Source organism: Microbacterium sp. TWP3-1-2b2 (assembly GCF_049896145.1).
In the GTDB taxonomy this organism is placed as follows: Bacteria; Actinomycetota; Actinomycetes; order Actinomycetales; family Microbacteriaceae; genus Microbacterium.
In genome coordinates this window covers 1,195,169-1,209,756 of sequence record NZ_JAFCTS010000001.1, presented here as the reverse complement: position 1 = coordinate 1,209,756, position 14,588 = coordinate 1,195,169, and the positions used below count along the sequence as shown (strand labels likewise).

Sequence of the window (14,588 nt, the reverse complement as noted above, 5' to 3'; positions counted from 1 at the left end):
GACTTCGCGCGGGGAACCGCGCAGACTCTCTCAATACAAAGGGAAGACAATGGCAGAACTATCGATCAGCCCCGACGTCATCCGTGACGCGCTGAAGGACTTCGCCGCTGCGTACGAGCCCACCGGCGCGGCAGCGACCGAGGTCGGCACCGTCATCGACGCGGCCGACGGCATCGCCCACATCGAGGGCCTGCCCGGCGTCATGGCCAACGAGCTCCTGACGTTCGACAACGGCACTCAGGGCCTCGCGCTCAACCTCGACGAGGACCAGATCGGAACCGTCGTCCTCGGCGACTTCGCCGGGGTCCAGGCGGGCCAGGAAGTTCGGCGCACTGGTGAGGTCCTCTCCGTCGCCGTCGGCGACGGCTACCTCGGACGTGTCGTCGACCCGCTCGGCAACCCGATCGACGGTCTCGGTGAGATCGCTTCGGAGGGTCGTCGCGAGCTCGAGCTGCAGGCGCCCGGCGTCATGCAGCGCAAGAGCGTGCACGAGCCGATGCAGACCGGCATCAAGGCCATCGACGCGATGATCCCCGTCGGCCGCGGCCAGCGTCAGCTCATCATCGGCGACCGCCAGACCGGCAAGACGGCGATCGCGATCGACACGATCATCAACCAGAAGGACAACTGGGCGTCTGGCGACGTCGACAAGCAGGTTCGCTGCATCTACGTCGCCATCGGCCAGAAGGGCTCAACGATCGCCTCCGTCAAGGGCGCGCTCGAGGACGCCGGTGCGATGGAGTACACCACGATCGTCGCGGCTCCGGCTTCTGACCCGGCCGGCTTCAAGTACATCGCGCCCTACACGGGTTCTGCGATCGGCCAGCACTGGATGTACGGCGGCAAGCACGTCCTGATCATCTTCGATGACCTGTCGAAGCAGGCCGAGGCCTACCGTGCGGTCTCCCTTCTGCTGCGTCGTCCGCCGGGCCGTGAGGCGTACCCCGGTGACGTCTTCTACCTGCACTCCCGTCTGCTGGAGCGTTGCGCGAAGCTGTCCGACGAGCTCGGTGCGGGCTCGATGACGGGTCTGCCGATCATCGAGACCAAGGCGAACGATGTCTCGGCGTACATCCCGACCAACGTGATCTCGATCACGGACGGCCAGATCTTCCTGCAGTCCGACCTCTTCAACGCCAACCAGCGTCCGGCGGTCGACGTGGGTATCTCCGTCTCCCGTGTCGGTGGTGACGCTCAGGTCAAGTCGATCAAGAAGGTCTCCGGAACGCTGAAGCTGGAGCTTGCGCAGTACCGCTCGCTCGAGGCATTCGCGATGTTCGCGAGCGACCTCGACGCGACTTCGCGTCGCCAGCTCGATCGCGGTGCGCGTCTGACCGAGCTGCTCAAGCAGCCGCAGTACTCGCCTTACCCCGTCGAGGACCAGGTCGTCTCGATCTGGGCCGGAACGAAGGGCAAGCTCGACACGATCGAGGTTTCCGACGTGCTGCGATTCGAGCGCGAACTCCTCGACCACCTGCGACGCAACACCAAGGTGCTCGACACCCTTCGTGAGACGAACGTCCTCGATGACGACACCGCAGCGGAACTGGAGAAGCAGGTGGATGCCTTCCTCCTCGAGTTCCAAGGCGGCAAGGGCCAGTCCATCGGCGCTGTGGGCCATGAGGAGCACGCCGCCCAGGATGTGGACGACGTCAACCAGGAGAAGATCGTCAAGGGTCGTCGCGCGTAATCGCGTGAGGAACTGAAAACATGGGCGCTCAACTCAGGGTCTACAAGCAGAAGATCAGTTCTGCTCAGACGACCAAGAAGATCACGAAGGCGATGGAGCTCATCGCGGCTTCGCGCATTCAGAAGGCGATGGCGCGCGTTCGCGCGTCGTCGCCCTTCGCGCGAGCCGTGACACAGGCTGTCTCCGCCGTCGCGACGTACTCCAACGTCGACCACCCGCTCACGCGTGAGCCCGAGACGATCCGCCGGTCCGCCGTCGTCGTCTTCTCCTCCGACCGCGGTCTCGCTGGAGCCTTCAACTCGCAGATCCTCCGCGAGGCGATGGAGGTGGGCGAGCTGATCCGTTCTCGGGGCAGCGAGCCGGTGTACTACCTCATCGGCCGCAAGGCTGTCGGGTACTTCCAGTTCCGCGGCATCAAGGCGGCCGCGGAGTGGACGGGTGACACCGACACTCCGCAGTTCAAGACGGCTGAGGAGATCTCGGCCACCTTGCTCGAAGCGTTCAACCGCGGCGGTGACGACGGCGGCGTGGACGAACTCCACCTCGTCTACAACCGCTTCGTGAGCATGATGACGCAGTCTCCGGAGACGGTGCGCCTGCTTCCGCTCGAGATCGTCGAGAGCGCCGAGACACCCGAACCCGGTGGAACGGTGTACCCGCTCTACGAGTTCGAGCCGGATGCTGAGACCGTTCTCGACGCGATCCTGCCGGTGTACCTGCAGAGCCGCATCTTCAACGCGCTGCTGCAGTCGTCTGCTGCGAAGCAGGCCGCGACGCAGAAGGCGATGAAGTCCGCCAGCGACAACGCCGACAAGCTCATCACCGACTACACCCGTCTGCGCAACAACGCGCGTCAGGCGGAGATCACGCAGCAGATCGCTGAGATCGTCGGCGGCGCCGACGCCCTCTCGTCGAGCAAATAGACCATCAAGAAAGAGACGAAGATATGACCCCCACCGCCACAGCTGAGGCTGGGACCGCGGTCGTCGGGCGCGTCGCACGCGTCACGGGCCCGGTCGTCGATATCGAGTTCCCGCACGACTCGATTCCTGACATCTACAACGCGCTGAAGACCACGATCGTCATCGGCGAGGAGTCGACCGAGATCACTCTCGAGGTCGCACAGCACCTCGGCGACGACCTGATCCGCGCCATCGCGCTCAAGCCCACCGACGGCATCGTCCGCGGCCAGGAGGTGCGTGACACCGGCGAGCCCATCTCGGTGCCCGTCGGCGACGTCACCAAGGGCAAGGTCTTCAACGTCATCGGCGAGGTGCTCAATGCCGAACCTGGTGAGCAGATAGAGATCACCGAGCGCTGGCCGATCCACCGTTCGGCACCGCCCTTCGACCAGCTCGAGTCGAAGACGCAGATGTTCGAGACCGGCATCAAGTCGATCGACCTTCTCACCCCGTACGTGCTGGGTGGAAAGATCGGCCTCTTCGGCGGTGCAGGTGTCGGCAAGACGGTCCTCATCCAGGAGATGATCCAGCGCGTCGCCCAGAACCACGGTGGTGTCTCCGTGTTCGCCGGTGTCGGTGAGCGCACGCGTGAGGGCAACGACCTGATCGCCGAGATGGAAGAGGCGGGTGTCTTCGACAAGACCGCACTCGTCTTCGGCCAGATGGATGAGCCGCCGGGAACGCGTCTGCGCGTCGCCCTTTCGGCGCTGACGATGGCGGAGTACTTCCGTGATGTGCAGAAACAGGATGTTCTGCTCTTCATCGACAACATCTTCCGCTTCACGCAGGCCGGTTCCGAGGTCTCGACGCTTCTGGGCCGCATGCCGTCCGCCGTGGGCTACCAGCCGAACCTCGCCGACGAGATGGGCGTCCTCCAGGAGCGCATCACGTCGACCCGCGGTCACTCGATCACCTCGCTGCAGGCGATCTATGTCCCCGCCGATGACTACACCGACCCGGCCCCGGCGACGACGTTCGCGCACCTCGACGCGACGACCGAGCTCAGCCGTGAGATCGCGTCGAAGGGTCTGTACCCGGCCATCGACCCGCTGACCTCGACGTCGCGCATCATGGACCCCCGCTACCTGGGCGAGGACCACTACCGCGTCGCCACCACGGTCAAGCAGATCCTCCAGAAGAACAAGGAACTGCAGGAGATCATCGCGATCCTCGGTGTCGATGAGCTCTCCGAAGAGGACAAGATCGTCGTGTCGCGTGCACGTCGCATCCAGCAGTTCCTCTCGCAGAACACCTACATGGCGAAGAAGTTCACCGGTGTCGAGGGCTCGACCGTCCCGCTGAAGGAGACGATCGAGTCGTTCGACGCGATCGCCAAGGGTGAGCTCGACCACGTGGCCGAGCAGGCCTTCTTCAACGTCGGTGGCATCTCCGACGTCGAAGAGCGCTGGGCGCAGATCCAGAAGGAGAACGGCTGATCATGGCTCTGAATGTCAGCCTCGTCTCCGCGGATGCGGAGGTCTGGACGGGAGAGGCTTCGCTCGTCGTGGCCAAGACCGTCGAGGGCGAGATCGGCATCATGAGCGGTCATGAGCCGATTCTGGCGATCCTCGCCGAGGGCCAGGTTCGCATCACACAGGCTGATGGCAGCAAGGTGCTCGCGAACGCTCAGGACGGCTTCCTCTCGATGGAGGGCAGCCAGCTGACGATCGTCGCGGGCAACGCGGCACTCATCGCCTGAAAACACTCACATCAAGGGCGCGCCCGCCTGTCGACCTCATGTCGACGGGTGGGCGCGTTCTTGCCTGCTGACGCCGCTCAGCCGACGGAGACCATGAAGATCCTCCTCCCTCCTTCCGAAACGAAGCGCCCCGGGGGCTCCGGCGCGCCCCTCTCGCTCAAGGGGCTCGCGCTGTCCGCCCTCGCCGGTCAGCGCGATGCCGTCGTCTCCGCGCTCGTGACACTCGCGGCTGATCGGTCCGCCGCAGCGCGGGTGCTGAAGCTCAGCGAGCGTCAGCTCGGCGACATAGACCACAATGCCGCGCTGCGCTCCGCACCGACGATGGCGGCGGTCGACCGCTACACCGGCGTGCTGTACGACGCGCTCGATGCGGCGTCCTTGGATGCCGCGGCCAGACGATGGCTCGACCGGCACGTGTGGATCCACTCGGCACCATTCGGCCCTGTCTCGGCCCTGGATGCCATTCCGATGTACCGGCTCGCGGCAGGGGCCTCGCTGCCTGAGCTCGCGCCGTTACGTCGGCACTGGGCCGACGCGACCTCGCAGGCGATGGCACAGGAGCCGTCGACGTTCATGCTGGATCTCCGCAGCGAGGCATACGTCGCGCTCGGTCCGGTGCCGGCGTCCGTGCCATCCGCCTACGTACGCGTGGTCACCGACGAGGGGCGTGCGCTGAACCACTTCAACAAGAAGGCCAAGGGCGAACTCGTGCGAGCACTGGCCCTGGATCGTCCTCGCGTGCACACAGTGGTCGGCCTGCAGAAGTGGGCGCTCTCGCGTGGCATGACCATCCGGCGGGGCGACACCGAGGACACGATCGAGCTGGTCGTCTCTTCGTGACACGCAAGGCGTGATGGGTGCGCTGTTCCAGCAGGCACGCTAGGGTGTTTCACGCGATGCGGAATGTGTCGCTGATTCCATGGAGGGGCTAATGGATAACTACTATTACGACACCGGAGCCGCAGCGGCTGCACTGTTGATCACCATCGTGATCAGCTTGCTGTTCGCCGCGATCGGATACGTGCTCACCTCGCTGTTCCTGATGAAGATCTTCGAGAAGGCCGGTGTGCAGGGCAAGTGGCGTGCCTGGGTTCCCGTGTACAACAGTATGATCTTCCTGAAGCTGGGCGACATCAGCCCTTGGCTGATCCTCTACTGCATCGGTGGTGCTGTTCTGCTGAGCTGGATCGGCATCGGCGTCGTGTTCTCGATCGCTGCCGGTGTGCTCATGATCCTCGCGGCGTACCGCGTCGGACAGAAGCTGCAGAAGGAAGGCGCATGGGTCGTCCTCTACATCTTCCTCTCCATCGTCTGGCTCGGCATCAACGCCTTCGACAAGTCCCGCTGGAACCCGCAGATCCCGCCCGCCCCGTGGGCCGGCAACTCGTTCTTCGGTGACCGCACCGTGTGGGACGGCATCCCGGTTCAGCCTTCCGCGCAGGCGGCACCCGGCGCAGCACCTGGTTATGGTGCTGCCCCGCAGGGATACGCTCCGCCGCAGGGCTACCAGCAGCCTGCTCCCGGCTACCAGCCCCCCGCAGCCCCGGGGTACCAGCAGCCCGCAGCCCCGGGGTACCAGCCGCCCGCAGCGCCTGCCACGCCCCCGGCAGCTCCGGCATCGCCTGTGACCCCGCCGCCCGCGGCTCCGTCAACGCCGCCTGCGGCTCCGACGACGCCGCCTGCGGCTCCGCCGGCACCGCCTGCAGCCCCGCCGGCACCGCCGACGGACCCGACGCAGCCGCCGGCCTGATGAACTGAACGAAGGACCCTCGATCATGATCGAGGGTCCTTCGTCGTTGTCGGACGAGATTCCGATAGCGTGGACACATGGTCATGTCGCAGCGTCGGGTCGGAGCATCCGGTCTTCTCGTTACGCCGACCGGTCTCGGATGCAACAACTTCGGCCGCCCCGGCACTGTGACCGAGACGCGTGAGGGCACTCGTGAGGTCATCGACGCCGCGATCGCGAACGGCGTGACCTTCTTCGACACCGCGGACATGTACGGCAAGGACCCCGGTCTCAGTGAGTCGCTGATGGGTGAAGCACTGCTCGGACGTCGTGATCGCATCGTGCTGGCGACGAAGTTCGGTCACGAACGTGACATGGGGTACGACTTTCCCGCAGGACGCGGGTCGCGGAGATATGTGCGCCGCGCAGTGGAGGAATCGCTTCGTCGTCTGCAGACGGACTGGATCGATCTCTACCAGTTGCACCTTCCCGATCCCGAGACACCGATCGCCGAGACGACGGATGCTCTCGATGAACTCGTCCGAGAGGGCAAGATCCGGTATTACGGTCACTCCAATCTCCCCGGGTGGCAGATCGCCGAAGCTGAACTCACATCGACGCTCCGCTCGACGGGACGCTTCGTGTCGGCGCAGAGCCAGTACTCTCTGCTGGCCAGGGCTGTGGAGCGCGAGGTGCTCCCCGCCGTCGAGCGCTACGGACTCGGATTCTTCCCGTACTTCCCGCTGCACAACGGTCTGCTCACGGGCAAGTTCTCGAGAGAGGGTGGGCCGGAGGGCAGCCGGATCATGTCGGCCAGGCGGCATGTGTGGGAGAACGCGCCATGGGATGCATTGGACGCGTACAACGATTTCTGTGCCGAACGCGCGATCACGATGCTGGAGGCGACCTTCGGGTGGCTTCTCGCACAGCCGACGGTGTCCAGCGTGATCGCGGGGGCGACATCCGCCGCCCAGATCGAGTCCAACGCGAAGGCCGCGGTCGCCTGGGTACCGACCGCGGACGACCTCGCTGCCATCGACAGGATCTTCCCCCTGCCACCCGACCCCGGCGCGCAGGTATGACGCAGTTCCACTACGATGTGTGAGAATCCTGCGGCCGCCCGTATCGCCGCATCCAATCCGGAGGAACCCTTTGTCTGAGACGTCCACGCAGACCCATCGCGTCGCGACCCCGGACGGCGGCGAGATCGTTCTGACCTGGGCCGGAGTGACGGATACCGGGCTTCGCCGCGACAACAATCAGGATGCGTTCCTGGCTCAGTACCCGCTGTTCGTCGTCGCTGACGGCATGGGCGGGCACGCGGGAGGGGAGATCGCGAGCCAGAGCACGATCGCTCGCCTGCAGGAAGTGGTCGATTCCGGTGCTGTGGGCACCGCTGCCATCGAGAACGCCCTCACTCAGGCAGTGAGTGACATCGCCTCGCACCCCGAGACCACGGATGAGGGAACCGGCACGACGCTGACGGGTGTCTTCTTCGACGTGACCGATGACGAGCCGCGATGGGTGTCGCTGAACATCGGGGATTCCCGTGTCTACCTCCTGCGTGACGATCGACTCGTGCAGGTGACCACCGATCACTCCGTGGTTCAGGAGCTGATCAGTTCGGGGCGGCTCAGTGCGGAAGAGGCGGAGAGCCACCCGTACAGCAACGTGATCACGCGGGCCGTCGGCGCGAGCGAACTCACGCCGCCGGACTACCTCGGCATCGAGGTGCTCGACGGCGACCGATTCGTGATCTGTTCTGATGGCCTGACCAAGGAACTCACCGATTACGGCATCCAGCACTTCCTGCGGGAGCAGGCCGACCCCGCGGTGGCCGCCGACGCGATGCTGGCGGCTGCGCTGGAGAACGGTGGGCGCGACAACGTCACACTGATCATCGTGCAGGTTGAGCGCACCGATCTGACTGTGACCGCGGGCGATGACGCGGTCACCACCACCGAAGACTCCTCGTCCGAGTCTCCCTCCACAGTGGAGAACACCGCGGAATAACCGCCGGCGCTGTGGAGAACGGCATCCGTAGTCCGTGGATGCCGTGCAATGAGGTCATGGATCTCGAACCTCTCACGCTCCCCGCCACCTCCGCGGAGCCTCGTCGTCAACCGATCCCGGTGCTCGTCGCCGTCGTGCCGATGGCGGCAGGCGTCGTGCTCTGGCTCGTCACCGGTTCGATCTTCTCGCTCTGCTTCGCCGCGCTCGGTCCGCTGATGATCGCTGCGTCACTGCTCGACGGTCTTCGCATCAGACGTCGGGAGCGGCGCGCTGCGGCCGATGACGAGAGTGCGGGGTGGCGCCGCGCCGAGCAGGACCTGCTGCGTCGACACCGACGCGAGCGCCGTGAGCTGAGGCGTGCTCATCCTGACGCGGCCGGCTGCCTTCAGGATGCGCCTCTCAGGGATCTGCAGGCGATCGACGATTCGACACCGGTCGTCATCGGATCCGGCGCCAGGCGCAGCGCCCTGCGTGTCACAGGCGACGACAGCGAACGCGCGCGTGGGTTCCGAAAGCGCGCCGCGCAGGTCGACGACGTGCCGGTCACCGTCGCGATGGGGCGGGGCATCTGCCTCCGGGGGCCGGCGCCCGTAGTCGCCGCCGCTGCCAGGGCGCTCGTCGTTCAGATGTGCCTGCGTCATGCGCCGGGGCAGCTCGCGCTCATGGGCGGGGGATTGGAGTCACTGGGACTGGCCGGATTTCCGCACGCCCGACGCGCACTGCGTGGGGCATGGCGGCTCGCCATAGTGATGGGAGACGAGGAATGCACAGACGCTGCCGCACAGATCCGAGTCTGCGAAGCGGGCCAGGACGTGCCGGAGGGCGTGACGACGCTCATCGACTGCGTCGAGCCTGGGCGGGCGCGATTGCGCACCTCAGCCGGCGTCGAGGACATCGCGGTGGAGTGCCTCTCGCGCGCGCAGGCAGTGTCGATCGCCGCCGGCAGCATTGAGAGAGAGGGCGAGGTGGCGCAGTTGCCGGACCGCGTCGGCCTGGAGGAGTTGGCCCTGCCGACGCATGCAGGCAGGTCAGGGCTCGCGGCGGCGATCGGCCGCACGGAGAGCGCCGACGTCGTACTCGACCTGGTTGAGGACGGTCCGCACGCGATCGTGACGGGCATGACGGGCGCCGGCAAGAGCGAGCTGCTCGTGACCTGGATCACGTCGATTGCGCGTTCGCACGGTCCGGACGAGGTGACGTTCGTTCTCGCGGACTTCAAGGGCGGGACGGCGTTCGATCCGTTGCGAGCACTACCGCACGTTGCGGCGGTGATGACGGATCTCGACGAGGAGGGGGCACGCCGAGGCGTCGAGAGCCTGACAGCGGAGCTGCGTCGTCGCGAATCAGTGCTGGCGGAGACAGGAGCGCGGAACGTGACGGAGGCTGGTGGGCGGCTGGGGCGCCTCGTGATCGTCGTCGATGAGTTCGCGGCGCTGATGCAGGAGCATCCCGATCTCGGTGCCGTGTTCACTGACGTCGCCGCTCGAGGGCGCGCGCTCGGTATGCACCTCATCCTCGGCACCCAGCGTGCGGCCGGGGTGATCCGCGACGGGCTCGCCGCCAACTGCCCGCTGCGCGTGAGCCTGAGGGTGACGGAGTCTGCGGACAGCCGACTCGTGATCGGATGCGACGACGCCGCCGAGCTGCCCGGCGGAGCGGCCTCGCGCGGCCTCGCCTTCGTCAGGCGTCCCCAGGACACGACGCCTGCCGTGATGCGCGTGGCGCTCACCGGTGCAGGCGAGCTGCGGGACACCGGTTCACGCTGGCCGGATGCCGTCGCGGCGGTGAGCCCTTGGCTTCCGCAGCTGCCGTTGCGACTCGATCTCGACGAACTGGCCCATACGCACCCGTCGGGAGACGCTCTTCTGGTCGGGCTCGCTGACGAGCCAGAGCGCCAGCGTCAGACGGCCATGCTGTTGCGCCCTGGCATCGACCGCGGGCTTGCCGTGATCGGCGGGAGTGGGTCGGGGCGGACGACGCTGCTGCGTGCTCTGGCGGAGCAATGCCCGCGTTCGGTGGTGCTGGGTGTCGAACCGGAGCGCGACTGGGACGTGCTGGCCGGGCTTCTGGAAGCCGGTGCAGCCGCCGCGCAGCTCGTGCTGTGCGACGACCTCGACCAGATCGTGGCCTCGTTCCCTGTCGAGTACGGGCAGGTGTTCCTCGAGCGCATGGAAAAGCTCGTGCGCTCGGCCGCGGCGCGTGGGTGCACGGTCGTCGTCACGACCGGTCGAGCGTCCGGCCAGACGTCCCGCGTGATCGAGGCGCTGCCCGTGCGAATGCTGCTCCGAATGGGCACCAGGATGGAGCATCTCGCGGCCGGGGGAGACGCCGACGGCTACCGGCGCGATCGCACGGCAGGTCGGGGCAGAGTCGGTCAGCACGAGGTGCAGATCGCCTGGACGGACGCGCCCGCCCGGACGGACACGCGCACGACGGTACACATCGAGCGATGGACGCCGGCCGCGCCAGTAGTCGGCGTCGTCGCACTCGGCGTGGGGCGTGTCGTCGAACGGCTGCGATCCGCGTATCCGGATCACATCGTGACACCGGTGGCGGATCGATCGCAGGAGGCGATGAACGCGGGCGTTCCGGCGGTCGACGCCCTCGCGGCCGGTGCCGTGCCCACGATCCTGGTCGGCGATGCCGACGGCTGGCAGCGTCAGTGGCCGCTGTGGCAGCGGATTCGGCTCGAAGGCGAGATGCTGTTCCTCGCCGAGTGCGCCGGTGAGCTTCGCTCTTTCGCGGGAAGCCGCGAGCTGCCGCCTTATGCGGAGCCGCACGTCGGACGGGCATGGTCCATCCACGCGGGATCCGCCCCACGGCGGGTCGTCATCCCTGAACTCGATGCGACCGGTCGTTGAGAGTGCGCGACGGCGTCACAACACTGCCGTGATCGGACGGGCCTGCATGCCGTGTGCCACAGCGACGCCGTCGTTGATCACTGCGCCCTCAGCGACGTTGAGGCCGCCGGCCAGCGCCGTATCGGCTCCCAGTGCGTCGCGCCACCCGCGACCGGCGATCTGGCGCACATACGGCAGCGTGGCGTTCGTGAGTGCGGACGTCGACGTGTTGGGCACGGCCCCTGGCATGTTCGCCACGCAGTAGAACACGGTGTCGTGCACCGGGAAGGTCGGGTCGTCATGCGTGGTCGGGTGAGTGTCTTCGAAACAGCCGCCCTGATCGACGGCGATGTCGACGAGCACGCTTCCCGGTCGCATCTGCGAGACCATCTCGTTGGTGACGAGCTTCGGCGCACGAGCTCCTGGAATGAGCACGGATCCGATGACGAGATCGGAGTCGATCACGGCACGACGCAGATCCAGCGGGTTGGATGCCGCCGTCTTCACCCGCCCGCTGAAATGATCATCCAGCATCCGAAGGCGCGGGATGTTCGTGTCGAAGATCGTGACATCCGCACCCATGCCGCTCGCGATGACCGCCGCATTCGCGCCGGCGACGCCGCCGCCGATCACGGTCACGGTCGCCGGCCGGGTGCCAGGCACACCGGACATCAGCAGTCCGAGGCCGCCATTCGAACGCATGAGGGTGTTCGCACCGACCAGGGGGGCCAACCGTCCGGCGACCTCGCTCATCGGCGCGAGCAGGGGAAGTCCGCCGCCGGGCAGCTGCACGGTCTCATAGGCGATGGCGGTGACCTTGTCGGCGAGAAGTCGCTCGGTCAGCGGCCGATCCGCAGCCAGATGCAGGTAGGTGAACAGCGTGAGGTCGTCGCGGAAGTGGTCGTACTCGCTGGCGATCGGCTCCTTCACCTTGAGAAGCAGCTCAGCGCGTGACCAGACCTCCTCGGCGCTGTCCAGCATGGTGGCGCCGGCTTCGGCGTATTCGGCATCCGGCATCGAGGAGCCCGCGCCCGCTCCGGATTGCACGAACACCTCGTGGCCGGAACGGACCAGATCGTGCACTCCCGCAGGCGTCAGTGCGACGCGGTACTCGTTGTTCTTCACCTCGGTGGGGACGCTGATCCTCATCGTGGCTCCTCTCCTCCCTCGACTTTGAGGGCTTACTGCCCAGGGTCAGGGCATCAGACGGCGGCGCCGGGACGGATCATCCCGACGTCGCTCCCTCCGCCGAGAACGGCGAGGGGAAGTGCATTGGCGAGTGTCGCCAGCTCGGCTTCGCTCAGCGCGCCGGCGCGAGCAAGCAGTGTCGCTGCGACGATCGTGAGGGCTCGCGCGCTGCCGTCGAGCATCTTGAGTGCGACCGTCGTGCCGTCCGGGGCGACCATGACCATGACGCCCTCGGCGCCGCTCTTGGCGAAGACCCTGAGCGTCTCGATGGCGATCGTGTCCGGGCGTCCCGGACCCTCGATGGTCCACGGGTGCTCCCTGACGGCGCGGACGAGGGTGCCGGCGACTCGGTGCAGTGCGAAGGGGGAGCGTTCGGAGGCTGAGCCGATGCGATGCATCGCGCGGCCGAGACCGGCGAGCGTGATGGCGTGAATCGGAGCACCGCAGCCGTCCACGGAGGTGTGCGCGATCTTCTCTCCGGTGAGGCGCTCGACCACTTCGCGGATATGCAGCTGCAGAGGATGCGTCGGGTGGAGGTAGCCTTCGGTCGGCCAGCCGGTCGCGACACACGCACGAAGCATCGCGGCGTGCTTTCCTGAGCAGTCCATTCGGATGCGTGCCTGCTGCCCGTGCTCCCGAACGAGCTCGTCGCGCGTCGCGGTGTCACGGGGCCACGCCGCAGGGCAGCCGAGGTGATCCTCTGTGAGGCCGCCGGCGGTCAGGATCTCTCGGATGAGGTCGACGTGACGGTCCGTGCCGACATGGCTCGCCGACGCGATCGCAAGCTGCTCGCCCGCCAGCTCGGCTCCCGCAGTGACGCAGGCGACAGCCTGAAGCGGCTTCAGACTCGAGCGCGGAAGGATCAGCGCGTCCGGGTTCCCCAGCCGTCTGACGACGTCTCCGTCGGGCGAGAGCACGATGGCCGAACCGACATGGCGGGATTCGATGAATCCGCTGCGTTCGACGACGGCGAGTTCGACAGCATCCGCGGCAGTGAGAGTCTCCAGCACCCGACCAGCCTATCGCCGACGTCTTCGCCGAGGCCGAGGCCGAGCCGCACCGTGTCAGACTGAGCTCATGATCCTCGGCGAGCATCAGTACGCACTCACGGCCACCTGGCACGGCAATCGCGGAACCGGAACAAGCGGCTACCGGGACTACTCCAGGGACGTCTCGATCGAGGTCGAAGGCAAACCGACATTGCTGGCCTCAGCGGACAAGCCTTTTCGAGGTGACCCGGAGCGGTGGAACCCGGAGGACATGTTGATCGCCTCTCTCTCCGAGTGCCATCTGTTGTCGTACCTGCATGCTTGCGTGAGCGCAGGCGTCGTGGTCGTGTCCTACCAAGATCGCGCGAGCGGCGTGATGCGCGAAGACGGCAGGGGCGGTGGCGCGTTCACCGAGGTCGTTCTGCGGCCGGAAGTGGTCGTGGCCGAGGCATCGATGATCGCGGCGGCCCAGAGCGCGCACGACGACGCGCACCGGATGTGCTTCATCGCGAACTCGGTGAACTTCCCGGTCCGCCACGAGGCGAGTGTCAGCGCCGCTCGTGCGGAAGAGCCTGCTTGATCTTCTCGATCGGCCCCTGAGCCGGGGGCTCGTTGTAGATGCCGGCAAGCTCCTGACCGCTCAGCGCGTGGATCGCCGTCATGATCTGGTCGGTCGCGAGCCGCCTCGCCTTGCCGCTCCCGGCGGCGCCATGCACCGTCACGTCGATCGGGTCGCCGAAGCGCACCGTGATGCGCTCGCTCAGCGACGGCATCTTCGCACCCTTCGGCATTGCCTTGTCGGTGCCGATGAGCCCGACCGGTACCACAGGCGCACCGGTCTGCAGTGCGAGGAACGCCACGCCGGTTCGACCCTTGTAGAGGCGGCCGTCGGTGGAACGGGTTCCTTCAGGGTAGAGCGCGACGGCCAGGCCCTCATCGAGCAGCTGACGCTGCTGATCCAGGGCATCGAGGGCGGCCTGACCTGCGCCGCGGCGCACGGGGATGGCGCCAATCGACTGGAAGAACGTCCGTGAGACCGCGCCCGTGAACCCTGTGCCCTCGAAGTACGACGACTTGGCCAGGAAGTGAACAGGGCGAGGAGCGGCGACAGGGATCGCGATCGAATCGATGAAAGACAGGTGATTGCTCGCGAAGATGACAGGGCCGTCCAGCGGAACGCGTTCGCGCCCTTCGACGTGCGGCCGATAGACGAGGCGTGCCAGTGAGCCGATCACCGCGCGGCCGAACGCATAGGTGGCGCCGGCGCGGCGAGGGACAGACGACCCGTCAGCTGTCTGCTCCTGATCCGATTCTTCGGTCGGCTCTGGAACGGCAGACTGCTCGGAGGTCATCAGATCAGGCTACTCCGCGATGCATGCCATCCGTGGAATGCGACTGAAGTGCGTCGTGTGCGTTGCGTTCGTGCGCTTCTCAGCGTGGGCAAAGGCGGATACGACAGTATGGAGTGTCCCTCCCCA

The 14,588-nt window shown here is 66.6% G+C and carries 13 protein-coding genes; 10 read left to right on the top strand and 3 right to left on the bottom strand.

What is annotated here, in order from left to right; translation table 11 throughout:
- Positions 1 to 49 precede the first annotated feature (49 nt).
- The 9 genes from atpA (at position 50) to ACP7AR_RS06035 (ending at position 10,954) form a co-directional block, all read left to right on the top strand.
- Entirely contained in the window at positions 50 to 1,690 is a 1,641-nt protein-coding gene (gene atpA, locus ACP7AR_RS06075; RefSeq protein WP_426183764.1) for a F0F1 ATP synthase subunit alpha, read from the top strand.
- 20 nt (positions 1,691 to 1,710) lie between these two features.
- The gene (locus ACP7AR_RS06070) at positions 1,711 to 2,613 is read left to right on the top strand and encodes a F0F1 ATP synthase subunit gamma (RefSeq protein WP_426183762.1); all 903 of its coding nucleotides are present in this window, start codon (positions 1,711 to 1,713) and stop codon (positions 2,611 to 2,613) included.
- 23 nt (positions 2,614 to 2,636) lie between these two features.
- On the top strand, positions 2,637 to 4,088 hold the full coding sequence (gene atpD, locus ACP7AR_RS06065; RefSeq protein WP_426183760.1) for a F0F1 ATP synthase subunit beta: 1,452 nt from the start codon (positions 2,637 to 2,639) through the stop codon (positions 4,086 to 4,088).
- 2 nt (positions 4,089 to 4,090) lie between these two features.
- Positions 4,091 to 4,351, top strand: a complete 261-nt coding sequence (locus ACP7AR_RS06060; protein ID WP_426183758.1) for a F0F1 ATP synthase subunit epsilon — start codon at positions 4,091 to 4,093, stop codon at positions 4,349 to 4,351.
- A 93-nt stretch (positions 4,352 to 4,444) separates the two neighbouring features.
- Positions 4,445 to 5,191, top strand: coding sequence for a YaaA family protein (locus ACP7AR_RS06055; protein WP_426187659.1), 747 nt, complete (start codon positions 4,445 to 4,447; stop codon positions 5,189 to 5,191).
- A gap of 91 nt (positions 5,192 to 5,282) precedes the next feature.
- Entirely contained in the window at positions 5,283 to 6,101 is an 819-nt protein-coding gene (locus ACP7AR_RS06050; RefSeq protein ID WP_426183756.1) for a large exoprotein, read from the top strand.
- 77 nt (positions 6,102 to 6,178) lie between these two features.
- On the top strand, positions 6,179 to 7,162 hold the full coding sequence (locus tag ACP7AR_RS06045) for an aldo/keto reductase (protein WP_426183754.1): 984 nt from the start codon (positions 6,179 to 6,181) through the stop codon (positions 7,160 to 7,162).
- 70 nt (positions 7,163 to 7,232) lie between these two features.
- Positions 7,233 to 8,093: a PP2C family protein-serine/threonine phosphatase gene (locus ACP7AR_RS06040; RefSeq protein WP_426183752.1), complete on the top strand. Its 861-nt coding sequence runs from the start codon at positions 7,233 to 7,235 to the stop codon at positions 8,091 to 8,093.
- A 56-nt stretch (positions 8,094 to 8,149) separates the two neighbouring features.
- Positions 8,150 to 10,954 (top strand): FtsK/SpoIIIE domain-containing protein, encoded by a 2,805-nt coding sequence (locus tag ACP7AR_RS06035; RefSeq protein WP_426183750.1) that lies wholly within the window; start codon positions 8,150 to 8,152, stop codon positions 10,952 to 10,954.
- A 15-nt stretch (positions 10,955 to 10,969) separates the two neighbouring features.
- Here the strand turns inward: ACP7AR_RS06035 and ald are convergent, their stop codons facing one another.
- Together ald and ACP7AR_RS06025 are read right to left on the bottom strand one after the other, a co-directional pair.
- A complete protein-coding gene (gene ald, locus ACP7AR_RS06030) occupies positions 10,970 to 12,082 on the bottom strand; it encodes an alanine dehydrogenase (RefSeq protein ID WP_426183748.1) in 1,113 nt (370 codons plus the stop codon).
- Between the two features lie 53 nt (positions 12,083 to 12,135).
- Complete coding sequence (locus ACP7AR_RS06025; RefSeq protein ID WP_426183746.1) at positions 12,136 to 13,131, bottom strand: asparaginase; 996 nt, start codon at positions 13,129 to 13,131, stop codon at positions 12,136 to 12,138.
- Positions 13,132 to 13,201: 70 nt separating this feature from the next.
- On the opposite strand from ACP7AR_RS06025, the gene ACP7AR_RS06020 reads away from it, so the two are divergent.
- Entirely contained in the window at positions 13,202 to 13,690 is a 489-nt protein-coding gene (locus ACP7AR_RS06020; RefSeq protein WP_426187657.1) for an OsmC family protein, read from the top strand.
- Here the strand turns inward: ACP7AR_RS06020 and ACP7AR_RS06015 are convergent.
- Positions 13,659 to 14,462, bottom strand: a complete 804-nt coding sequence (locus ACP7AR_RS06015; protein WP_426183744.1) for a lysophospholipid acyltransferase family protein — start codon at positions 14,460 to 14,462, stop codon at positions 13,659 to 13,661. The genes ACP7AR_RS06020 and ACP7AR_RS06015 overlap by 32 nt on opposite strands.
- Positions 14,463 to 14,588 lie beyond the last annotated feature (126 nt).